The sequence below is a fragment of the Exiguobacterium sp. s129 genome (genome assembly GCF_018617585.1).
GTDB lineage: Bacteria > Bacillota > Bacilli > Exiguobacteriales > Exiguobacteriaceae > Exiguobacterium > Exiguobacterium aestuarii_A.
In genome coordinates, this window is sequence record NZ_JACSKL010000012.1 from 34492 (window position 1) to 57653 (window position 23162).

The following is a 23162-nucleotide window of genomic DNA, read 5'->3' on the forward strand; positions in this document are numbered from 1 at the left end:
GAGATGACACGTATGGAAGACCGCGTCTTGCGAAAGCTGTTCCTCGGATTCATTCACATTCATATTTTGCATCATGCCGCTGAACATCCGGTGTACGGGGCATGGATGGTCGATGAGCTAAGGGAGCACGGATATGAAATCAGTGCCGGTACGCTCTATCCGATTTTACACGGGATGGAGAAAGACGGTCTCCTCGTCCGGGAAAACGAGACGGTCGACGGACACGTCCGCAAAAATTATGTGACGACCGAAAAAGGGCTCTCGGTGTTGCAAGAAGCCCGTCAAAAAGCTTATGAGTTATTTAAAGAAATTAAGGAGTGAAGATATGACGACACAACGTGTGACGTTCAAGACGTTACTAGAGATTTTATTCGTTTCGACCCGGCTCGGGCTGACATCGTTCGGCGGACCGGTCGCCCACCTCGGCTATTTCCATGAGGAATATGTGAGACGACGCAAATGGATGGATGAGAAGGCATACGCCGATCTCGTCGCCTTATGTCAATTCTTACCTGGACCTGCAAGTTCGCAAGTCGGAATCGGCATCGGCATCGTCCGTGGCGGGATACTAGGTGGCATCACCTCGTTCATCGGCTTCACGACCCCGTCGGTCGTCGTGCTCATGTTGTTCGCTTTAGCACTATCTGGTCTCGATGTATCTGATGCCGGTTGGTTGTACGGTTTGAAGGTCGTTGCCGTCGCCATCGTCGCCCATGCGATTTTAGGCATGGCGAGTAAGCTCACACCTGATACAAAGACGAAGACGATTGCCTTCTTCGCGCTTGCCGGCGTATTACTTTGGCAGACGACATTCAGCCAAGTGCTCGTCATTCTCGTTGCTGCTGTCGCTGGATTCTTGTTGTTCAAGCCAGATCGTCTCGATGCGAAATCAAGCACGTTTCCGATTTCAAAACGGCTCGGTGCCGTCTTGCTGTCGGTATTCGGGGCACTTCTCGTCATCTTGCCGATTTTACGGGAAACGTTTGAAAACCAGGCGATTGCCTTGTTCGATAGTTTTTATCGCGCCGGTGCGCTCGTCTTCGGTGGCGGACACGTCGTCTTACCGCTTCTCGAGCGTGAACTCGTCCCAGCAGGTTTCTTAAGTGAAGAAGCTTTCCTCGCAGGATACGGTGCCGCACAGGCTGTTCCGGGACCATTGTTCACGTTCGCTTCTTACCTCGGGACAGTCATCAATGGTATTCCGGGTGGGATTTTGGCGACAGTCGCCATTTTCTTGCCGGCGTTCTTGCTCATTCTTGGGGCACTCCCGTTCTGGGATGCGCTTCGTCACAACCCGAAAGTCGCTGGAGCCTTGATTGGGGTGAACGCTGCGGTCGTCGGTATTTTGATTGCGGCATTTTATAGCCCAATCTTCACAAGTACCGTCAACGGTGCGGCCGACTTCGTCTTTGCCGCTTTCTTGTTCGTCATGATCGCCTACTGGAAATTACCACCTTGGGCACTTGTCATCGCTGGCGTCATCGGCGGAATGTTGATCAATCTGGTGTAATCATCAAGGGACCTTGTGTCCCTTTTTTTGTGGACTTTTCCGCTTAGTTGATTGTTAATCTTTTGAAACCATTCCCTCTCCCCCACTCGTTATACTGAAGAATGGATTCTAAAAAAAGGGAAATGTCCGCTTTGACTAGAAAGGAAGTGGGGGCATGAAACCACTTAAACATACAACGTATATGCCCGGTCTGGACGGCTTACGCACGTTCGCTGTTTTGGCTGTCATTTTATATCATTTAAACGTACCTTACATATCCGGGGGTTTCCTCGGTGTCGATGTCTTCTTCGTCCTGTCCGGTTATTTAATTACCGGTATTCTCATTCGAGAGTGGACGAAGACCGGCACAATCGACTTAAAAAGATTTTATATCGCCCGTTTCCGTCGCTTGCTCCCGGCGCTCGTCTTGATGTTGTCTCTCGTGATGACATACGTCACGCTCTTTGACCGCTCGTTGCTTGAGACGGTACGGCAAGATTCACTCGCCGCGCTCGCTTACGTGAACAACTGGTGGTACATCTTCCATGAAGTGTCATATTTCGAGAGCTTCGGGAAACCGTCACCGCTTCAAAACTTATGGTCTCTCTCCATTGAAGAACAGTTTTACGCGGTCTGGCCGCTCATTCTACTCGTCGGTCTCGGCTTCCGGAAACGATTGCTTCAATTGGTCGCGGCACTCTTACTCGTCTCCGCGACATGGATGGCGTTCCGCTACGTTCCAGAAGCGGACCCGAGCCGTGTCTACTACGGAACGGATACACGCCTGTTCGGTCTGCTCATGGGTGCCATGCTCGCATTCGGCTGGCGACCAGATACGTTCAAAGCGGTCATCCCAAACATCGGACGACATATTTTGAATGTGGCTGGTGCGATTTCTCTCATCGGAATCGTCGGGATCATCGTCACGGTGAATGCGTATGACGCGTTCCTCTATTATGGAGGCTTCTTGCTCGTCGCCTTCTTATCCGCAATCTTGATTGCCGCGGTCGCCCATCCGGCGACGATCTGGTCACGCCTATTTGGAAGCGCTTGGCTTCGTGTGATCGGCACGCGGACGTACGGGATTTATTTATGGCACTATCCGGTCATCATCTTGTCGACGCCACTCGAACGACTTGGAACTTTTTCACCGCTCCTTGCGGTCGGTCAAGTCGCCCTCACGCTGTTGATCGCCGAGTTGTCGTATCGCTATATCGAGACACCGATTCGGCGAAACGGATTTATCGCCTCGTTCCGTCAACTCGTCTCGACACCGACGCACCCAAGTGCCCGTTTCGCGGCCACGGCTTGTGCGACGACACTCTCACTCGTACTCGTCGGCAACTTGACCATCTTGGCCTTCTCTGAATCAAAGCCGGCACAAGATGAGATTCCGATAGTAAAAGTGCCGATGCCAAAAGAAGAGACACCTGACGTACCGAAAGAACCCGAAACAGACGATTCGGAAGAAGCGGTCACAGAGGTGACGCCTCCACCAACTGAAACGCCAGAGGAAAAGAGTTGTCCACCGGCCCTTGCGATCGGTGATTCGGTCATGCTCGGATTGAACGAGTACTTGGCAGATGCGTTTCCGAATATGACCATTGATGCTGAAATCGGGCGCCAAGTCCGCGATGCCATTCCGGTCGCATCTCAGTATGCATCATATAACGCGCCAGGTCATGTCGTCTTCCTTCACCTCGGAACGAACGGGGCGTTCAAAATGGAACAACTCGACACGCTCCTCAAACAGTTTGAGCGCGCGGACCATATTTATTTAATCAACACCCGCGTCCCGCGTCCGTGGGAGAGCGAGGTCAATGAGAAGCTCGCTCGGGCAAGCGAACTTCACGAGAACGTTTCTCTCATCGATTGGCATGGTCAATCCGTCGGGAAAGAATCTTATTTTGAGAGCGATGGCGTCCATCTGAATGTGGAAGGCGCCGAAGCGTTCGGTGAGGTCTTAAATCAAGAAATCGGCTGTCAATCAAACTAGGCTCTTGCGGATGCAAGAGCCTAGTTTTTATCTTTGAATAGATAGCGGACGAGTAATTTCACATAAGCCAACACTTCACGGATCACATAGCGTCCTTTTGCCAGTGGTGGGGTCGGTGCATACAGGGCATCACTCTCGAGTTGGAAATAGAGCTTCGCAATAAGACGGGCCCTCGGGACATGAAAGTCATTCGTCACAATCGTGATTCCCGTCTCGCCTTGCAAAAACGGTTGACTGTGCTGAAAATTTTCAATCGTTGAGGTAGAGGTTGCTTCGACATGGATCCGGTGTGGTTCAATGCCTCGTGCCATCAGCTCTCGTTCAATCACAAGTGCCTCAGCAATGCCTTCGTCTGGTCCTTGTCCCCCAGTTGCAATGAGTTCTACAGTTGGATGCGCCTTCGCATAGTCAGCCGCGACGTCAATCCGATGTCGGAGCGCTCTCGATGGAGAGGTACCGTTGACCTTTGCTCCAAGAATCAATACGAAGCGATAATCCCCCGTTGCGTTCGTTCTCATGTGGTCACCTACATTTCATACATTCTCTTATAACCATACTCTAAAGAAAGAAACGAATGCACGGATTCGGCACTTTTACAAATTTAAGTAAATATGTTGGGATTAATATGAAATAAGATTCTCAATATCCAAAAAATGTTTTATGATAATGGTAATGAGACTTTGAAAGGGGACAGGTGACCCATGACTGATTCTGATAAATGGTTGTCCACCCGCTTCTTATATACACGTGATGCACGACTGTTCGCAGAGATTGAAGTCATTGAGCTCGACCCGTCGCACTATAAGTTCGTCATTCATCCGACACCACTCGGAGCCGATAAATCGTCTTATATGCGACAAGGTCCTCTCGACTCGGATCACCTTCCTTCTGCGTTCGCCGATGTGAGTCGGGTGTATGCAAGACAGCTTGATTGTTTACGTGCCGCAACCCGACTCGTGTCGTCGATCGGACCAGCCCGCTTTACCGCTCACTAAAAACGTTTAGAGTGACGACATGTCACTTTAAGCGTTTTTTCGTATCACTTTGCTGATACATAATTGTTACAGTTACAGAAGCAAATATATGGTAGAATGAGACTCGGATTAATCTAGTAACAAAGGAGTTCTCTATGCAAAACTTAAACGTTGATTCTCATAAACAGGACCCCCGCTCCAATCGAAAAAGACGCAATCATCCGAAAATCATCCTTCAACTCGTATTGATTTTATCCTTTGTCGCCTTTTTAGTCGGAGGCGCCTATTTGACGCTCTCTTCTGAGAAACGAGACGTGTCTGACATGGAAAACCGAAAGCTTGCACAAAGCCCGGATTCTCCTACATTTGCACACATCATGTCAGGTTCATATATGAAACAAACGGAGTCTTTCGTCACCGACCAAATCTTCAATCGCGATGCTTGGATCAGCTTAAACGCCTTTTTAAATAAAGACGTCTTTAAGCAAACCGTCAAAAACGGGATCTACGTGTCAGGTGACGGGACGATGGAATCTCCGATGAAAGAGTCGATTGATACTGATACGCTCGTGAACGACTTGACGACGTTTACATCCCGACTCGAAGAACGTGGCACCGAGGTGTATTTCGGACTCGCTCCGAATAAAGCTTCGATGGCGAACGTCGAACCTCACATGCCTGACTATATGGGCAATGAAGCCCCTCGTATTTACAAAACGGTCCGTGATCAATTGACGACAGTGCCCGGTCTGAACGTGATGGACTATCGGAAGTCATTGAACGAAGCGCAACAGTTAAGTGAAGTCTTCTTCAAGACCGACTATCACTGGAACATGAACGGGGCCTATGCGGCTTACGCACAGACGGTCAACACAATGTCGAAAGATCATCCTGAAATGGGTCTAACCTTAAAACCGAACCAACTTCGGACGAAAACGCATGAACAACCTTACTACGGTTCGTACGCACGAAGCACGACACTCCAATACGTGAAAGACGGTGACACGTTCGAATGGATGGTACCGAAAAAAGGCTTCACGCCGAGTTCGGTCTGCTTCAATCGGGCGACACCTTGTAAACCGATCACGAGCATCATCAACAAAAAGCCGCTCAAATCGGAAGAGACGTATACGGAGATGTATTCGCTCTTCCTCCATCGGAACTGGCCAATCGTGACGATGGACCAGGAACAACCGGTCAATGACACACGGACGCTCATCTTGAAAGACTCATATGCGAATCCGATGCTCACCTTGTTACCCGAGCATTTCGGACATGTATCGGTCATCGATGTCCGACACTTCGAGGAATCTTCCATCGAATCGTATGTGAATGAAAACGACATCGACGTCGTCTTGTTCATCCATAACGTCAACTTGAACGAGTTCGTGAACCTGTATCATGAAAAATTGAATGAACCCACATAAAAAGTCGTTCTCCATTGTGAGAACGACTTTTTCGTTAGAATCTGAAATAAATAAACGGGTTAAAGCTACTCGCGACGACATACGAAATCGCAAAGATAAAGATGGTTGCCAAAAATCCAATTCGCATGAAGCCAGCCGTGTAGTTGACCCACAATTTTCTACTATTTTGTTCAAGCAAGAGCACTTTCTCCCCGAACCATTTTGGAATCGGTGTCGCAGCAATCATCGCAATCGATAGAATCACCCCGTATTGAACGAAGTAGAACATCGCTTCATGATCCCATACCGGTCCACCGTTCAAGTGGAACATCGCCGACAAGTACGAAAGCGCATATGGGAAGTTATCGGCTCGGAAGAAGACCCAGCCGATGATGACGACAAATAACGTGAACGCATGCGCAAGTGCCGCTGGGAGCGCTCTAAGCCAAGCACCGAGGAACGCTCGCTCCAACATGATGAATACGCCATAATAGGCGCCCCATGCGATAAAGGTCCAACTCGCACCGTGCCAGACACCGGTCAGTACCCAGACGACCGCTAAGTTGCGATAAAGTTTCCACGCACTGCCCCGATTCCCGCCGAGCGGGATGTATACGTAATCTCGGAACCAGCTACCGAGTGAGATATGCCAGCGCCGCCAGAATTCAGAGACGGACTTCGAGATGTACGGATAGTTGAAGTTCTCGAGGAAGTGGAACCCAAACATCCGACCTAACCCGATGGCCATATCGGAATACCCGGAGAAATCAAAGTAAATTTGGAGCGAATAGGCGATAATTCCAATCCAGGCGAGCCCCATCGACATGTTGTCTGTACTTTGTGAGAAGATCTGGTCTGCCACATATCCAGCATTGTTCGCGAGAAGCATCTTTTTCGCCAAACCGATGACAAACCGTTGCACCCCGCTCGCAAAGTCATCCATCGTCTCTTTACGATCATTGATCTCATCTGCGACTGTCTGATAACGGACAATCGGTCCGGCAATTAATTGCGGGAACAAGGAGATGTATAAAGCAAGGTCGAGAGGGTTCCGTTGAACTTTCCCATCCTTCCGGTATACATCGATCACATAACTCATCGCTTGAAAGGTGAAGAAAGACACACCGATCGGGAGCGGGATTTTCGGGTCGGTCAATTCGAGTCCCGTGATGGCATTCACGTTCTCGATGATAAAGCTTGTGTATTTGAACACAGACAACAGCAATACGTTGGCCGCGACCATGACCCCGACAATCCACTTCGCTTTTTTCTTGTCTTCCCGATAGCGGTCAACATAGATTCCGAATAAATAGTTCATCGCAATCGATGTCAGCATAACGGCTGTATAAATCGGTTCTCCCCAAGCGTAAAACAAGAGACTGGCAATCAGCAGAATCGTGTTTTTCAAAAAACGTGGAGATACATAGTATAAGATCAAAACAATCGGTAAAAACCAAAATAAAAAAATCGTTGAACTGAAAAGCATGGATTCCCTCCTTTCTCAAAAAAAGAATAGACTGCCCCGAGGGACAGTCTATCATCAATCAACGTGTGAAACGTTCGACGATTGCGTCGACGATTCGGCGTGACGCCTCCCCGTCCCCGTAAGGGTTAGACGCTTTTGCCATACTTTCATATGCGGCTTGATCCGATAACAACTCATCGGCGAGTCCGAAAATGACTTCTTCCTCGACTCCAGCGAGTTTCAACGTTCCTGCTGCAACGCCTTCCGGACGTTCTGTCGTGTCGCGAAGAACGAGAACCGGTACACCGAGTGATGGTGCTTCTTCTTGTACGCCGCCTGAATCCGTCAAGATGAGGTGCGAGCGTGATGCATAGTTGTGGAAATCAAAGACATCGAGCGGTTCAATCAAGTGAACGCGATCTAAGTCATTTAAGATTTCACCAGCAAGTTCGCGTACGATCGGGTTCATGTGAACCGGGTACACGACTTCGATGTCATCATACTTTTCAATCAAACGACGAACCGCGCGGAACATGTTGCGCATCGGCTCTCCAAGGTTTTCACGACGGTGTGCCGTCAAGAGGACGAGACGCTTGTCTTGACCTGTGATCTTATTGAGCAATTCACTGTCGTAGTCATCTTGGACTGTCGTCTTCAAGGCATCGATTGCCGTATTCCCTGTCACGAAAATATCGGCTTCTTTCTTGTTCTCACGAAGCAAGTTTTCCGCTGATGTGTCCGTCGGAGCGAAATGAAGGTCTGCCATGACGCCTGTCAATTGACGGTTCATTTCCTCAGGGTAAGGTGAATACTTGTTGTATGTGCGAAGCCCTGCTTCTACGTGACCGATTGCAATCTGGTTATAGAATGCCGCGAGTGATGCCGCGAACGTCGTCGTCGTATCACCGTGAACGAGAACGATATCCGGTTTCGCTTCTTTCATGACTTCATCGAGTCCATGAAGGACACGTGTCGTCACATCGAAGAGCGTTTGGTTTTTCTTCATCACGTCCAAATCATAGTCCGGTGTGATTTTGAAAAGTTGAAGGACTTGATCGAGCATCTCACGATGTTGAGCTGTGACGACGACAATCGGTTCAATCCCTTCACGTTGTTTGAGCTCTAACACGAGCGGGGCCATTTTGATAGCCTCAGGGCGTGTACCGAATACGGTCATAACTTTAATCATACAGATTCTCCTTTAAGCGTTTTTCGCGGCAAGATAATCGTCTCGCCGACGTCATCTTGGTCCACAATCGTCGTGCGTTGCGCCATCTTCTGTTGCTTGAATTCCGATTGACGCTTCGCATCCAACGTACGGAACCATTTCAAGAATTTCATATACTCGTCTGCGACCTCATCCACGGGTCCATATTCGCGAATCTCTCCGTACTCGAGCCAGATGGCTTGTGTACAGAATTGACGCACTTGGGATACCGAGTGACTGATAAAGAAGATCGTCTTCCCTTGATCTTTGAACTCGTTCATCTTGACGAGACACCGATCGGTGAACGTTTGGTCCCCAACGGACAACGCTTCATCGATGACAAGGATATCAGGGTCGATGTTGATGGAGATGGCGAAGCCAAGACGTGACTTCATCCCGCTCGAGTACGTTTTAACCGGTTGATCGATGAAATCGCCGATATCGGCAAACTCGATAATTTCCGGGGTAATGTCTTTGATTTGCTGCTTATTCATCCCGAGCATGAGACATTTCAGTTCAATGTTCTCCATCCCCGTCAAATTACCGTTCAGTCCAGAGGAGATGGCAATCAATGACGGTTTGCCTCGAAGCTCAATCCGTCCGTGTGTCGGTGGAATCACGTCAGAGAGAAGGTTCGACATCGTCGATTTCCCAGAACCGTTAATCCCTAAAATCCCGACCACCTCTCCGGGGGGAACTTCGAACGTCACGTTACGAAGCGCATAAAACTGTTTCCCGTTCGCACGGTTGAACAAGACTTCTTTCAATTTGTCACTTTGCTTACGATACAACGTGTATCGCTTCGAGACATTTTCGAATTTGACTTGATAGCTCATACGTCACTGCTCCTTAAATATAGTCGATAAAGTAGCGACGGAAACGCACGTGAATCGCTGAACCAATGAGGAACGTCACGAGGGTGAAGCCCCAGAAGTAAAGACCATAAGTGAGATTTTGCATAATCCAATCCGTTCCGAGGAACATCGAGCGATAGCCTTCCACGAGATAGTAGAGCGGGTTGGCCATCAAAATCAATTCCAGTTTCCCGGACGGTTGCCAAAAAATCGGTAACAGATACAGCATCATCCGAATAATTTGTGACAGCAAATTTTGAAAATCTCGGATGATTGTGGCTAATGCAGAAGTCAACAGTGCGAACGCATATAAAAACGCAAGCGCACTAAACAGTAAGTACGGGAGGAACAAGATGTTCCATCCTTCACTGATCCCAAACGCCATCATTAAGATAAAGGCGATGACGACCATGGCCACGTGTCGGTATAGCTCCGACAAAATGACATAGGCCGGAATCGTACTGATTGGAAAACTCATCTTCGAGACGAGGGCAATCTTAGAAAAAACGGATCGAGATCCGCTGACAATGGCCGGTCCAAAGAAGAACCATGGCACAATCCCTGAGACGAGCCATGGTAAGAACGGGACATCCCCAACGTCTCGACCCGCACGTAAACCGAATCCGAAGACGAGCCAATAGATGGCGATTTGAATAATTGGTGTGATGATTTCCCACAAGTAGCCAAAATACTGCATCGAGTAACGACTTTTCGTTTCATAGACAGAGAGTCTCAAAATGAGATAGAGACTCTCCCAAAGTTCAATGAAAACTTGTTTCGATGCTTTGATCATATTGGGCACCTAACGGTTTAGGCCAACGTGACTTTCCCGTTGACGTAGTTGTAAAGGTTTCCGTAGTTTACAACGGCAAGGTCGCTGTCATCGGCCTTCACGATATTACGTGTGTCGAAGATCATTGGGCGACGCATCGCGCCGTTCAATTCTGCGAAGTCGAGTGCTTTGAACTCGTTGTGGTCAACGAGGACGAGGACGAGGTCCGCATCTTGGATCGCTTCTTCTTTCGAGACGAGGTCGAAATGTTTCGAAGAAGAGACTTCGACGTGTGGGTCGTGGACGGCTACGTTCATGCCGTCAGCGAGCATCAATTCGATGATGTCGACCGCTGGGCTTTCACGCATGTCGTCGACGTTTCCTTTGTACGTTACACCGAACGCCGCAATTTTCGCATTGTCTTGTCCTGCGACGAGTTTCTTGACGTTCTCGACGACGTAAGCAGGCATCGATACGTTCGTGTCACGTGACAACTTGATGATCTTCGCGAGGTCTGGTTGCTTCGCGACGATGAAGTATGGGTCGACTGCGAGACAGTGGCCACCTACACCCGGTCCTGGGCTATGCAAGTTGACGCGTGGGTGTTTGTTTGCCATCTCGATGACGTCAAGCACGTTGATGTCGAGGGCGTTACATACTTTCGCGAGTTCGTTCGCGAGGGCGATGTTCACGTCACGGAATGTGTTTTCCATGAGTTTAGACATCTCAGCCGTTTTGGCATCCGTCTTGATGATTTCACCTTTAACGAACGTACCGTACACTTTTGCACCAGCTTCCGCACATGCTTCCGTGATTCCACCGACGATACGGTTGTTGTGAACGAGCTCATGCAAGATTTGTCCTGGGAGGACGCGCTCTGGGCAGTGTACGAGGAAGATGTCTTCGCCGACTGTGAACCCAGCAGCTTCGACGAGCGGCTTCACATGGTCGTCCATCGTACGTGGCTCGATTGTTGATTCCACGATGATGACGTTTCCTTTTTCAACGTGTGGAAGCACGCGTTTCGTTGCTTCAAGAACGTATGTGAGGTCACATGATTTGTGCTCGTCGTCGTTGTTTGGTGTCGGTACCGCGATGATGAACGCGTCCGCTTTTTCTGGCTCGAGTGACGCACGGAATTTACCGTTTGCGACAACTTCTTTCACGACTTCACCAAGACCTGGCTCTTCGATGTGAATCTCGCCACGGTTCAATTTATCCACGACGGACTGATGAATGTCTATACCGAGTACGTCTACGCCATACTGGGCGAAAACGGCTGATGTAGGGAGTCCGATATATCCTAATCCGATTGTACAAACTTTCATAATTGAAATAACCTCCATAGATTAGTGACACGTGTCACCGAATGTTGCAAAACATTTCATATTGTTTAGGATTTCACCAAAAATCAAACCCATTATACTCCCGATACGAATTGAGAAGCAATTACATTTTCATGACAATACTGTATTAACGGGATGGGACCGAGTAAGATTTTACACCTAAATGATGTTCCGTGCATAATGCGACGGCACGCACATCCCCACTACTATAACAAACTTCAGGCAATATTGACCAATTCGGTAGCGACATATTCGCAAACGTCAGTCGCTCAAATTGTTCATCCGTCACATGGCTCCGCAGTTCCTGACGCGTATACGGCGCCATCAAATAGACACGGATGACGACGTCTTCGGGGAATTCGGCAATGAGTGTGCCGGCCCGCTCGAGGTGTTCGCCGATGACGATCCCCCGTTCCGCTGCATGTTGATTCAAGATACTAAATGAAAAATAACGAAGCGCTGCTTCCCGCACCAACGTCCGGATATGATCGCGTTGTTCAGGAACCGTCTCATAAAATAAACTCATCATCGAGGTCTGAGCATCGATTTTTCGCTCGATGAAACGTCGAATCGAGGCTTCCTTCGTCGGAATGGCATCGAGCCGCTTGATGACGGAGAGTCGTTGGTCGACCGAGAAGTCTTGACTGACCGCTTGCCGAGAGACAGAACGCTCTCGCACTTGGCGATAATAGATTGCATCCGTCCCAGAAGGCAATATCTTCACTTCAGGCGTATAGGTGGAGAACAGCGTTGAAAAATAAACGACATCTTCCCCGCTCCTTAAGATCGGTTCATAACGCACTTGTTTCGCATAGACAGCGGGGACAAGTTTACACGCGTTGAGCGTCAGGAGTTGTGACATTTGCTCGTACGTCGTCTCTTGTCCTGTCAGGCGTTCGAACTCCCGATGGAGGGGTGAAGGAAGTGCTTCGCCCGATGGACTACGGTCTTGAATATCGGCAATCACGATTCGATTCGGTAATGCTTGTTCGAATAGTCGCTCGACGTAAGTCGGGCTGAACGTATCGTCCTCGTCTAAAAACGTCACATACTGCCGTGTCGACGCGTCAATGCCTTGATTTCGGGCGATGCTGACATTCGCCTCTTCAACTTCGAGACGGACGACGTCGACATCTCGACCGAACGACTCACTGACGGCTCGCAATGCCTCACGGTTCGGACCGTTGAAGACGAGCACCCATTCAATCAATGAGGCATGGATCGTTTGGGCTTCTAGTGACGCAAGGCAAGCACGCAACAATTCTTCCGAATCATGTGAAGCGACGATGACACTGACGCCACGCTTGATGGAAGAACCGTCGAGCCAATTCGGGGTCGGCATCGTCTCAAAGTGACGATTGACGGTCTGGACCCATGCCTTTTTCTCCAATTGGATGTCGTTTAGCTGTTCCTCATACGTTTTCATGATGGATTCCCTTCACGCTCAATCTTTGTGATGAGCTTACCGGCGAGCGGGATCGCTTTCGCACGATCAATCACATGCTTCATCCGCTCCACTTCTTCCGTCATCGTCTTCACTTTGTTCTGCTCAGAAGCTGCCGTCTTCCGCCACTTTTCGGCGTTCGCTTGGGCTTGACGCAATTCTTTTTCGAGTTCTTTCATCTTTTGGACCGTGTTTTCTTTTCCTCGAATCTGTTTCGCGCCCTCTTCGAGCACTTCTTGTTTCAACGTTTCCATCTGGTCTGTCATCATTTGCAACTGCTCACGTAAAAAAGCATTCTCACGTTCTACATATTCAACTTGTTGACGTTCCATACTCGATGTCCTCAGCTTTCTATGTCCCATGCACCCATTCGGAGACGGACCGCATGTTGATCATTTTGGAATTTAATGGCGAGCTTCACATATTTGGCGTCTAACTCTTTCGGGACACGTTGTTGCAACGTGTTCACGCCCGTCCGAAGCGTTTGACCAAAGGCTGCCTTCTTCAAGTTTTTCTTCGCATCATATTGCATGATGTAGAGTTCGATCGGCGTGTCTTCGTCTGACAACAATTCAATCGTTCCCGACACTTGGATGAACGGTGCGTTCCCGAGCGTCGCGTCCTTTAAGAACTCACTCGACGGAGGTGAACTGAAGCTTTGATTGAAGAGCTGGATGTATCCATTCTCTCCATGTAACGGCTCGACGTCGACTTCTGCCTTGAATTGATTCTCTCTCAGGCTGAACAAATCCGTGTTGAAAGGGACGAAATAGTGATAAATGAACGGTTTGATCGTCACAGATCGCGGTTGGTGCGCTTCTGGAATCTCCAGTTCGACCTGTTCCACTTCAATCGCCGTCTCTTCTAACAAATGCGACCAGTTTTGAGCCGTCCAGTCATTCCAGATAGAGACGACCTGATGGTTCGGCTTGTCGCCCTTCGGCATCGCTTGGCGGACTGACTCTTCCACGTGAAGGAGCTCATGCATCCGCTCGACTTGATTTGGCACGACCGCATCGAGCATCAACCGCCAGTTCAGTGGTGCCGGCGTCACGGTCGGTAAGAGCGGTGAATCGCTCCACGCGAAACTCTCTTTGACCAGATGTGGAGGCGTCGGGCCGAACAACTCATCGAAGGCAACCTTCATGAGGTGTCCTTGTCGTTTTAATTCATATGGCGCTTCTAGAATATGGCGCAACACGTCACGGTCGAAGAGTGGTTGAACGAGCAACATCTCATCCATGAAGCCTTGTCGTGCATACGCATGGAAGTGCTCCACTTTCAACTCGAACCATGCCGCCTCGAGACGTCCGCTCCAATCCCGGTCTTCGTACGTATCAAACAACCGTTCTAGCATCGCCTCTACCTGTTCGCGTTCTGCTTCACCAAACCCTTCAAACGGACGAATCGCCCGTCTCGAGAGTTGTTGTTTCGCCTCATGCTCATCCATCGTCTCTTTTAAGAAAATATGCTTACCGTAGAGCCAGTCCGAACCGTGTTTCCCGATTTCAACGTAATCCGTATCACGTGCCCGTCCAGTCGGTATCGACTCGTACGCGCTCAAGTTTCCTTCTGTCGCATCGAACGACTGTGCCACTCGTTTCGATAGTGACAAGTGGAGATCTGTCACAGGCGGCTCTGCCTCGACAAGTTCGGCTCCTTCAAATAACTGACGTGCCAATTCTGCCTCGTTCCCATCTAATGAAGGAACGTGAAGGCGCACCGTCTTCCCTGCCTCGAGTGCAAGCTTGGTGAAGACGAGGTCAAACGCCGAACCCGCAAACGGAAGATTTACCGTTTGATAAGGCGGAATCGATTGACGTAACGCCTTGATCCATGTCGCATCAAAATCTTCCCGTAACGTGTTCGTCCCCATCGGCAGGTCGTCCCATTTCTCGATGGTCACGTCCCCATCTTTGACAGTGAGACGCTCGCCTGCAGCGAGTCTCTTCACGCCTTCGATACGTGTGTTACGTCCAAACACATGACCGACAAATCGCATTTGCGAGACAGCCTCAGACGACACTTCCGTTTTACCGGCCCGCTCTGCCACTTGACGGAGCGATGTACCGACGACGATCGGGTCCGTCGTGTAGTAGACCGGGATGACGTTATTGAATGGGACCGATACGGTAAACGTCTCTTCGAATTGAAGGGAGATATAGTGACCGTGTGGCTCGTCACGTGTCGCGTCAAACCAGCCGATGCGTGCATCGAGCGGTTCTTTCGACAACACATGGGTCACCCCGTCACGCTCTGTCAACTCGACGTGTCGGGTAGTGGCTTCATACAAAAAATAACTCATGGGATGCTCCCCTTCTCTTTGTTTTCAAAAGAAGCAAACCCGCGATGGCGGGCTTGCTGATTATGAATGGACGGCATTCAGTTCTGCTAGTAAGAGCTCCTCTAATTTCGGAGCAAGCGTTTCAATCGCGAAATGGTGATGCGCATACGCTTTATAGGCCTCTGTCGCTTCCAAGAGACGCGCTGAATCCCCTTTGAACGAACGAATGATGTCAACGCCTTCTAACACGTTTTCCATCAACACATCGTCCGGGTAAATCGTCTCACTCCCCGTCCAATGACGGATGATCGGATACGTACCAGACGTCATCGCTTCAGCCGGTGCCAAGTGGAAACTTTCCAAGTCACTCGTCGACAGCACGAAGCCGATTTTCGTCAACCATTCCGGAACGTCATCCCCGTGTCCATCGAAGCGGACGCTCTCTTTGAAGATTGGTTGCTCCAATCGCTCGAGCAAGCGGTCGTAGTAGGCACGCTCGTCTTCTCGTTTGTTGATCCAGTAGATGTCGTTTGGATGATGGCCTTTGATAAAGAGTTTGTATCGTGGGTCATCTTGTAACAACGTTTCGAGCATATCGAGCGCAAGGTCGAGACGCTTCAATTTCGGGTTGACCCCGATCATCCCTAAGTGGAACGTCAAGTCTTCCGTCTCTTTCGGTTGGACGAGACGCTTCCCGTCGACCGCGTTATAAATCATCGTCATCTTGTGACGCGGGATGCGGAAGAGACGATACATCTCCTCAAGCATATACGGCGACACCAAAATGATGCGGTCGATGTTATGAAGGTTGTATTCACGTGGGAACGGTGTCTCTTTCTCTTGACGGTGGATGCGGACAATCATTGTCTGGTGCGGCTTCTTATGATGCGAATACCAGACGGCGTTCCCAAGACCCCATTCACAGAAGATGATGTCTGCTTGCTCGAGACATGACTTACTGTGATTCACGTCATGAATCTTATGCCCTTCCCATTGGTCGATTAAGACGTTGAAGCGCGGGTTGTTTTGGAAGTAGTCCATGAACAGGCGCAAGAATTTGAAGTCATGACCAGCGAAGAGAAGATTAATCTTTTTCATCGACCAAAGCTCGTCACGAAGACGTGCATACGTGTTACTGAACGTGTAATACTGCGACATCTCATAGAGACGCTTCGCCGCTTCAGCGTACACCTCTTCGTCCGTAAGTGCGAGATGCGCCTTCTCAATGAATGCTTCTTCCGAGTTGACGAAGAGCGGATAGTCTTCCCCGAGAATGAGCTCGTGCATCGGGTTGCGGTTCAAGAGGACCGGTTTACCGAGCGAACCATATTCGAGCAATTTCGTCGAAAGCTCAAGACTCGCGTCGAGTTCAGGGTGACGCCAGGATACACCGATCGCACTACGGTCGATGAGCGTCTCGACGTCCGCACGCGGAATCCCTTTCAACCAATGGATACCCTCTTCCAATTTCAGACGCTCTAACGTCTCTTGTTTGAAGTTCGGGTTGTTCGGGTCTTGGTTGAACTTGTCTCCCGCGATATGGAGCTCGGCCGGATACGTCTCGCGTAACTTCGAGAACGCGTCTAAAATCTCGGTCGTGTACCAAAGCGGTGCGAACTTCCCTGTATAGACGAGGCGATCGTTCGGTTTTGTGAACGTCGGCTGCGTCCCTTTCCCATTCGGAATCATCGGGTTCAAAATCAAGAACGGGCGGTCCGTCGGCAAGAACGACTCGAAGTACGTCTTCATCGCCTCGGTTTGACAAAGCATCCGGGCCGAACGCGACGCAATCTGACGAAGGCGTGCAAGTTCTTCTTCCGACGCTTGAGTATGGTCGTGCGTGAAGTCTGTGATGTATGTCCACGTCTTTGCCATCGTCTGTTCATATTGAGACAGATCATACGCCAACTGGAATCCACGGACGAACGCCAAGTCATAGCCGTCTTTTGTCATCAACTCGTCAATCACTTGTGCTGCCTCATCCGCTTGAAGGACGCCACGTTCGTGATAAGGCGTCCCTTTCTTCGGTGAGTTTGCTCCGAACAAATCGATGAAGCGAACGTTCGGCAACTCTTTGATGCCCGCCGTGACTTCTGGTTTGGTGATCGAGCGTTTGAGGAGGACATCGACGTGAATCGATGGGTCCTGCTTCAACATCGAGACGACTGAAGTCAGCCAGATGGCCGACCCGTCAATCAAGTTTAAGTTGACATCCCCATAAACGAGGACGCGAAGTGGTGTCGTCATAATTGTACCTCCTGAGCGACTGCTGTTGGCATCTCGCTCCCTGCTTTTACATATTGATACGGGTCTGTACTAAAGATTCGTTCACCGGATTGAGCCAACTCTTTTAGCGTCGCATCTGTCGCGAGGACGTCAAGCGCTTCCCGGACGCTATAGAAGCGGAGAACGTCCGGCTTCATGATCGAACGTGAAGGCGTCGCATCGAACACATAGCGATATGTGCCATCCGAATCGACCTTCTCGAGCGTATCGTTCCAAGTGAAGTAGTCCTCTTTCGTCAAAATGTTCGCTTCCGCATAGCGCGTCGCCAACATGTAGTCAGAGATGTAAGAAGGACCATAGTAATCCGCCGTCTGGATGTAGGCCATCCAATCAAACCCGTCCATGATTTCAGACAAGGCGTTGTACTGCGGTAAATAGCTGAGCATGAATGTCGAGATATCCTCGGTGTTGTATGCCTCGTATACATCTAAATGTCCTTCGAACTTGTCGAGGAAGACGACGAGATGTTTGTGCTCGTAGTCCTGTGCACGGAACGTGTCGACGACACGGTTCATCTCTTCTGTCGAGCGGACGAATGCGACGAGCGCGACTTTCGGATGGTCGACACGATACGGAAGACCAATCGTGCTGACGACTTGTGCGAGACGTTGCGTGTACGTGTGGTTCTTGAGCACGTGACGCATGCCACCCATCGCTACGTCCTCATAGAACGCATCGTCAGTGAGCAGTTTACGGAATGTCTCTTCGAGCATCTCATCGCCCTCATCGAGGAAGACATAATCGCCGAGCATCTGTTTAACACCGACCGAACGCGTACTGACGACCGGTGTCGCACACGCGAGTCCTTCAAAGACACGGCGTGAGAACATCGTCGGTGAATCATTGACCGAGTTGACATTCAGCATGACTTTGAAGCCTTTATACGCTTTTGCGATTTGATTATATTTCAAGCTACCACGTATTGATTGACGGAACTGTTCAGGGAACTGAAGTTGGTCCGTCTCCCCGCGCTGGTTCATCTCGTAGTTGCGGTCGTAGATGACGAGACCGTACTTGTCAGCAGCTGCGAACAGGCGGTCCATGTCGATTCGACGCGACTCGTGACGGTTGGCATAGTAAGAACCCGCGAAACAAGCGTACGGTTCACGCGTTCCCGGAAGACGGATCGGGTTATGCTCTTTCGGCTGTGCCGCAAACGGCAATGCGCCGACACGGTCATGCCCACAGTCACGCTTATAGTTCTCGAGGATGTTCGCATCCGTCGTATAGACGAAGTCGAAGCGTTTCGCCGTCTCGATGAAGCGATCGTAGTGAATCGGATCCTCTTTGTTCCAGAAGACGGTCGGGACGTTATTCAGACGGCACCAGTCAAGGAGTGCATCGAGGTCTTCCCACGTGTTCGTCCCATACTTGACGATCTTCTTCTCCCACGTCTTGTCGTTCCCTTTCCATGCGGATTCGACCATGAGGAAGTCAGGCTGGCGGTCAGCCAAGACGGCTGGCCAATCGTCTGGTGAGAAGGTGATCAACTCACACTCCGGACGATACGATGCCGTCGTGAACTCATCGAAGATGGCCGCGACTTTCATCTCATGCAACTCACGTGGTGTCGTCTCAAATAGACGTGCCTCACGCGGATCCACCCATTCCGGTACTTGTGTACGGTCGGTGATAATCTCTTCACTGACGCGGATGCCTGTGACGAGTGTCTCACCTTGTCCATCCACACGAAGCGCGAAACGGAGGTAGCGGACATCTTTCCCGAACTCGAAAATCTTCTCGCTACCGAGCTGGACTTGTTGCATCGACAATCGTTCCGTCAGCGAGTACGAAATGATATAGAGTACGACGCCTGTGTTCGCACCGAGCTCACCATCGACTGTGACGCGATAGCGATGGTTCGGTCGGACCGTATACGGGTTCTCTTTCGGGAGAACCGTGAAGCGGTTATTCGTCTCCATATAAGAAACGTAACGGCGCACGTCCGGCTCGATGTCCAAGACGAGACGAAGACCGTTCGGATCTTGTTTCAATTTAATCGACTCCGGTGTCGGAATCGTCCAATATGTCGGATCTAAATCGAACTGTTCCGTACGACGGACGCTATTCTCACGGATGACACCAAGCTTAAGGTCTGAGATTGCCCCATCGCCGTAGAAGCGGATGAAGTAGCGGACCGACTCGTGGCTAGGTGTCAGGCTCAAGACGTTACTGAAGCCGAGTGGCACTTCAATCAGTTGATCGCGCTCACCGTGTGCATACGTCGCCACAAACAATGTCGCTTTCGCCGTTTGAGACGCATCTCCTTTTAAATAGAAGCGATAGACATAGTCGTCCATGTCGGCAAGCGAGAAGTCGATCCCGCGCTTCGTATCCACGTGTGGGAGAGCCGCTTCTTGCACGCCGTAGTGCTCGTACTGGCTACCTTGCCCTGTCACGATGATGGCCTCGTCTGAAAAGTCGACGATGCGTCCGACAGGAGAAATCAATTCAAGCGTCGAGGCATCCAGCTCGATCATCGCGTCAAAGTCGGCATCGGCAACGGCACTGCCCATCCCTTCCACGTTCCATAGAGGTTGGCCATCGACGAGGAGTGATTGGATGAGGGCGCGACCCTTACCTTGTGTTTGAATGACGAAGCGTGTCTTCGTCTCATTTTCACGAAGGGCGACCGTCGTGCGAACACCGTCACTCACACGGACGACACGCGTCCGTTCTTCGTCGTTATACAACATCACGAGTAGTGTGACTTCGATGTCACCACTTTTTTCAACGTTCAAGCTCGCGTCAAATTCACGAATCGACGGATTGAGCTGGAACGAATCCGGGCCAGGGACGCCACGGAACGACGAGGCGCGTTCGCCATACGTCAAAAATTGCTTCTCAGCCATCGTTGAAACGAGCGCTGCACCATCGAGTTCGTAGTTTGCAGATGTACGTGCGTACCAAGACGGGACGACCTCGACGAACTGTCTCGTCTGGACTTGCGTCTGTGTCCCTTTCATCAACCGACGACCGATGCGTTTGCCGCGCTGCATGCCTAGATAGACACCGCGTTTCACTTTTCGTTTCCAACTCATGGGGGTTCCTCCAAATTCATTATGGCATCGTTTTCTCTTTAGCCGATGCCCTGTTATTTGAAACATCACGTTTCGACACCCATTGATTATAGCAAACGCTCAATTCAAAAGGCAAAATCAACTGAATGACAAATCGAATACAAAGAGGACATATTGTTTGTTTCGATTGAATTCACAACAAAAATCAGGACACCCGTAAAGGATGTCCTGATTGAACCATCTTATTTTGCGACGTCGACGATACGACCTTCAACCGTTGGTGTGATCTCACCAAGGTCGAGCATGTGGTCGCGGAGGTTTTCCCAGTCGCTAAGACCGAGGTCCGTTACACGTGCATCTTTGAATGCCGCTTCGAACTCGACATAGTTGTCGCCGCCCGTTGCTGTGTAGTAGTTTGTCGCAACTTTGTACATACCGTTCGGATCGATCGCAACATCAGTCGTTCCGTTGTTGTATGTCACTTTCACGATACGCTCGTTCGCTGGCTTCGAGCTGTCGAACTCGACTTTCAATCCTGATACTTGGAGGAAGCCGCCGCTCTCACGTGGGTAAACGCTCACGCTGCGCTCGAGTGCCGCAAGCAACTCAGAACCTTTGAGGTTCATGACAGCAAGTGTATTACCGAACGGAAGGACCGTGATGACTTCACCTGTCGTGACAGGGCCTGCATCGATGCTTGAACGAATACCACCTGAGTTTTGAACTGCCGCGATGATGTCTGCATCGTAGTCTTTCGCTTTCGCGAGCATGCCGTCTGCAATCAAGTTACCGAGAGCTGTCTCTTGCTTACGTACACTTGTTGCTGCGATGTCACCTTCGTCACGTGGGTTTTCAAGTGCCGCTGTCAACGTGACACCGATCGGGTCGTTGCTGATCTTGTCGACATCTTCTTTAAATGGTGCAAGAAGTGAAACCGCGCGAGCGTCTGGCTCGAGCGTTTTCACGTCAATCAACTTACCAGCATGCGAAACGATTTTTCCGTCTTTGTCGAACTCGACGTCAAGCGTACCGAGGAACTCACTGTACTGGAAGGCTTGGACGATGAGTGTCGGCTCTGTTTTATTTTCTGAGATGACGACAGGTGCGCTCAAGCGTGAATGCGTGTGCCCACCGATGATGACATCGATGCCGTCAACATGTTCAGCAAGAAGCAAGTCGTTGTCGACTGTCGGGTTGTCGTTGTAACCAAGGTGTGAGACCGCGACGATTTGATGAATCCCCATGTCTTCGAACGCCTTGACCGCTTTCTTCGCCTCATCGATATAGTTTTGGAACTTGATTGGACCTGGGCTAGCGATGTCAGCCGTTTCTTCTGTCGTCAAACCGAAGAATCCGACTTTCTTCCCGTCAACCACTTTGATGACACCTTCATAGAGACGACCATTGTAAGCCTTCTCTGTCGTTTCATCGCGGTACAAGTTCTTCATGTATTGGTCGCCAGAATAATCGACGTTCGAGCTGACGAACGGGAAGTTCGCATAACGAACGAATTGTGACAACTCTTTATGTCCTTCTTCAGTTCCGAGGTCGAACTCGTGGTTACCTGGTACCATCAAGTCATACTTCATGTAGTTCATCAACTTGAGGTCAGCTTGTCCTTTGAACTCGTTGAAGTAAAGCGAACCAGAGAAGACGTCTCCCGCATCGATCAACAAGCTATCTGGTTTTTCAGCACGAACTTGTTTGACAGCTGTCGCACGGTTCGGAGCGTATTTGAGCGCCGCGTGCGTATCGTTCGTATGCATGATTGAGAGGTCGTATCCTTCTACTTTATAAGGAACGTCAAGTGTCACAGTGCGGCCTTTATGAGTGTAAGAAGCCGTCGCCACGAACTCACCAATCTTGTCTGTCGAAAGGTTCGTCCACTTCACCGGTTGACGGAGGACACGGTCGACGAATTGGATTTGAAGCGTGTTCAACTGGCCAGTCAATTGCTCACCGTGTTTGAACGTCCAGTCCCCTTTTGGAGGAATGATTGCTTTCGGATAGTTAATGACGCGTACTTTTTTCTCGAAGTACTGATTCTTCCATTTAATGTATCCTTTAGCAACTTGATATGTACCGAGTTTGTCCATGTCGACTGTCGATTTGTACCAATAGATTTTGTTACCTTGATACGTTTTGTCGAGCGCTGCGTCAAGATCCCCGTCTGTGACGAACGCCGCCTTCAACTTGATTGTCTTTTTGGCCGGAGCCGCTTCTGTCACGACCGCCGGGGCGATCACCGATGCCGTGAGCGTTGCTGCGAGCATTCCTTGATAGAACTTGAGTGTTTTCGAGTTCAACATGCAGATATTCCTCCTTTGAATATGTATGAGTCGACCGTACCGAAGTCACACCCTCGATTTTGACCTCTACTGACAGATGTCTGACATCAAGCCAATGGAAGCGATTACAAAACCTATATAGACTTCATCTTTAAAGATACGTAATCTCACAAAATAACACAATTACTTTTCTGTAAATATTTCGTTATTTCTTGCCGGAATTGAAAAAGAAGATACCAATTTGAACTGAACCAAAAAAGTTAGACACTAAATAATTTTGTTAAGCGACTTTTAGAACCTGCGTCCGGTATTCAACCGGGCTCAGGTTTTT

Annotated in this window: 16 protein-coding genes and 1 pseudogene; 5 read left to right on the forward strand and 12 right to left on the reverse strand. The window is 49.8% G+C overall.

The features are described 5' to 3' along the window. Positions 1 to 12 precede the first annotated feature (12 nt). From KNO92_RS12260 to KNO92_RS12270, 3 genes are all read left to right on the forward strand, one after another. Positions 13 to 321: a PadR family transcriptional regulator gene (locus KNO92_RS12260; RefSeq protein WP_074036378.1), complete on the forward strand. Its 309-nt coding sequence runs from the start codon at positions 13 to 15 to the stop codon at positions 319 to 321. 4 nt (positions 322 to 325) lie between these two features. Next, positions 326 to 1510, forward strand: coding sequence for a chromate efflux transporter (gene chrA / locus KNO92_RS12265; protein ID WP_214761542.1), 1185 nt, complete (start codon positions 326 to 328; stop codon positions 1508 to 1510). Between the two features lie 154 nt (positions 1511 to 1664). Beyond that, a complete protein-coding gene (locus tag KNO92_RS12270) occupies positions 1665 to 3485 on the forward strand; it encodes an acyltransferase family protein (protein ID WP_214761544.1) in 1821 nt (606 codons plus the stop codon). 20 nt (positions 3486 to 3505) lie between these two features. Here the strand turns inward: KNO92_RS12270 and KNO92_RS12275 are convergent, their stop codons facing one another. Further along, on the reverse strand, positions 3506 to 4003 hold the full coding sequence (locus KNO92_RS12275) for a YdcF family protein (protein ID WP_214693913.1): 498 nt from the start codon (positions 4001 to 4003) through the stop codon (positions 3506 to 3508). 183 nt (positions 4004 to 4186) lie between these two features. Here KNO92_RS12275 and KNO92_RS12280 point away from each other — a divergent pair, with 183 nt between their 5' ends. Continuing rightward, positions 4187 to 4480 carry a hypothetical protein gene (locus tag KNO92_RS12280; protein WP_214693921.1) on the forward strand — a complete coding sequence of 98 codons (294 nt, stop codon included), beginning with the start codon at positions 4187 to 4189 and terminating at the stop codon, positions 4478 to 4480. A 134-nt stretch (positions 4481 to 4614) separates the two neighbouring features. Then, positions 4615 to 5886: an alginate O-acetyltransferase AlgX-related protein gene (locus KNO92_RS12285; protein ID WP_214761546.1), complete on the forward strand. Its 1272-nt coding sequence runs from the start codon at positions 4615 to 4617 to the stop codon at positions 5884 to 5886. A 34-nt stretch (positions 5887 to 5920) separates the two neighbouring features. On the opposite strand, the gene KNO92_RS12290 is transcribed toward KNO92_RS12285, so the two are convergent. From KNO92_RS12290 to KNO92_RS12340, 11 genes and pseudogenes are all read right to left on the reverse strand, one after another. Beyond that, positions 5921 to 7351: an MBOAT family O-acyltransferase gene (locus KNO92_RS12290; RefSeq protein WP_214761548.1), complete on the reverse strand. Its 1431-nt coding sequence runs from the start codon at positions 7349 to 7351 to the stop codon at positions 5921 to 5923. 58 nt (positions 7352 to 7409) lie between these two features. Continuing rightward, complete coding sequence (wecB, locus tag KNO92_RS12295; protein ID WP_074036365.1) at positions 7410 to 8519, reverse strand: non-hydrolyzing UDP-N-acetylglucosamine 2-epimerase; 1110 nt, start codon at positions 8517 to 8519, stop codon at positions 7410 to 7412. A gap of 77 nt (positions 8520 to 8596) precedes the next feature. Then, a pseudogene (tagH, locus tag KNO92_RS12300) lies at positions 8597 to 9373 on the reverse strand (teichoic acids export ABC transporter ATP-binding subunit TagH); the annotation flags it as partial. Positions 9374 to 9386: 13 nt separating this feature from the next. Then, the gene (locus KNO92_RS12305) at positions 9387 to 10184 is read right to left on the reverse strand and encodes an ABC transporter permease (RefSeq protein ID WP_214761550.1); all 798 of its coding nucleotides are present in this window, start codon (positions 10182 to 10184) and stop codon (positions 9387 to 9389) included. Positions 10185 to 10201: 17 nt separating this feature from the next. After that, positions 10202 to 11491: a nucleotide sugar dehydrogenase gene (locus KNO92_RS12310; protein ID WP_214761552.1), complete on the reverse strand. Its 1290-nt coding sequence runs from the start codon at positions 11489 to 11491 to the stop codon at positions 10202 to 10204. A 145-nt stretch (positions 11492 to 11636) separates the two neighbouring features. Further along, positions 11637 to 12935, reverse strand: coding sequence for a glycosyltransferase family 2 protein (locus KNO92_RS12315; RefSeq protein WP_214761554.1), 1299 nt, complete (start codon positions 12933 to 12935; stop codon positions 11637 to 11639). Further along, the gene (locus tag KNO92_RS12320) at positions 12932 to 13285 is read right to left on the reverse strand and encodes a hypothetical protein (RefSeq protein WP_214761556.1); all 354 of its coding nucleotides are present in this window, start codon (positions 13283 to 13285) and stop codon (positions 12932 to 12934) included. Before KNO92_RS12320 ends, KNO92_RS12315 begins: the two co-directional genes overlap by 4 nt. 11 nt (positions 13286 to 13296) lie before the next feature. After that, positions 13297 to 15258 (reverse strand): hypothetical protein, encoded by a 1962-nt coding sequence (locus tag KNO92_RS12325; RefSeq protein ID WP_214761558.1) that lies wholly within the window; start codon positions 15256 to 15258, stop codon positions 13297 to 13299. 60 nt (positions 15259 to 15318) lie between these two features. Further along, on the reverse strand, positions 15319 to 17484 hold the full coding sequence (locus KNO92_RS12330; protein WP_214761560.1) for a glycosyltransferase: 2166 nt from the start codon (positions 17482 to 17484) through the stop codon (positions 15319 to 15321). Continuing rightward, on the reverse strand, positions 17481 to 20564 hold the full coding sequence (locus KNO92_RS12335; RefSeq protein ID WP_214761562.1) for a CgeB family protein: 3084 nt from the start codon (positions 20562 to 20564) through the stop codon (positions 17481 to 17483). The genes KNO92_RS12330 and KNO92_RS12335 overlap by 4 nt, the downstream gene beginning before the upstream one ends. A gap of 221 nt (positions 20565 to 20785) precedes the next feature. Next, positions 20786 to 22852 carry a bifunctional metallophosphatase/5'-nucleotidase gene (locus tag KNO92_RS12340; protein WP_214693948.1) on the reverse strand — a complete coding sequence of 689 codons (2067 nt, stop codon included), beginning with the start codon at positions 22850 to 22852 and terminating at the stop codon, positions 20786 to 20788. Positions 22853 to 23162: the final 310 nt, after the last annotated feature.

What these genes read in the sequence shown, in the direction of transcription:
- KNO92_RS12335 (WP_214761562.1), bottom strand. Translation starts at nt 20,564, where the DNA reads ATGAGTTGGAAACGAAAAGTGAAACGCGGTGTCTATCTAGGCATGCAG.
- KNO92_RS12275 (WP_214693913.1), bottom strand. Translation starts at nt 4,003, where the DNA reads ATGAGAACGAACGCAACGGGGGATTATCGCTTCGTATTGATTCTTGGA.
- KNO92_RS12285 (WP_214761546.1), top strand. Translation starts at nt 4,615, where the DNA reads ATGCAAAACTTAAACGTTGATTCTCATAAACAGGACCCCCGCTCCAAT.
- KNO92_RS12305 (WP_214761550.1), bottom strand. Translation starts at nt 10,184, where the DNA reads ATGATCAAAGCATCGAAACAAGTTTTCATTGAACTTTGGGAGAGTCTC.
- wecB (WP_074036365.1), bottom strand. Translation starts at nt 8,519, where the DNA reads ATGATTAAAGTTATGACCGTATTCGGTACACGCCCTGAGGCTATCAAA.
- KNO92_RS12310 (WP_214761552.1), bottom strand. Translation starts at nt 11,491, where the DNA reads ATGAAAGTTTGTACAATCGGATTAGGATATATCGGACTCCCTACATCA.
- KNO92_RS12320 (WP_214761556.1), bottom strand. Translation starts at nt 13,285, where the DNA reads ATGGAACGTCAACAAGTTGAATATGTAGAACGTGAGAATGCTTTTTTA.
- KNO92_RS12325 (WP_214761558.1), bottom strand. Translation starts at nt 15,258, where the DNA reads ATGAGTTATTTTTTGTATGAAGCCACTACCCGACACGTCGAGTTGACA.
- KNO92_RS12330 (WP_214761560.1), bottom strand. Translation starts at nt 17,484, where the DNA reads ATGACGACACCACTTCGCGTCCTCGTTTATGGGGATGTCAACTTAAAC.
- chrA (WP_214761542.1), top strand. Translation starts at nt 326, where the DNA reads ATGACGACACAACGTGTGACGTTCAAGACGTTACTAGAGATTTTATTC.
- KNO92_RS12315 (WP_214761554.1), bottom strand. Translation starts at nt 12,935, where the DNA reads ATGAAAACGTATGAGGAACAGCTAAACGACATCCAATTGGAGAAAAAG.
- KNO92_RS12280 (WP_214693921.1), top strand. Translation starts at nt 4,187, where the DNA reads ATGACTGATTCTGATAAATGGTTGTCCACCCGCTTCTTATATACACGT.
- KNO92_RS12270 (WP_214761544.1), top strand. Translation starts at nt 1,665, where the DNA reads ATGAAACCACTTAAACATACAACGTATATGCCCGGTCTGGACGGCTTA.
- KNO92_RS12340 (WP_214693948.1), bottom strand. Translation starts at nt 22,852, where the DNA reads ATGTTGAACTCGAAAACACTCAAGTTCTATCAAGGAATGCTCGCAGCA.
- KNO92_RS12260 (WP_074036378.1), top strand. Translation starts at nt 13, where the DNA reads ATGGAAGACCGCGTCTTGCGAAAGCTGTTCCTCGGATTCATTCACATT.
- KNO92_RS12290 (WP_214761548.1), bottom strand. Translation starts at nt 7,351, where the DNA reads ATGCTTTTCAGTTCAACGATTTTTTTATTTTGGTTTTTACCGATTGTT.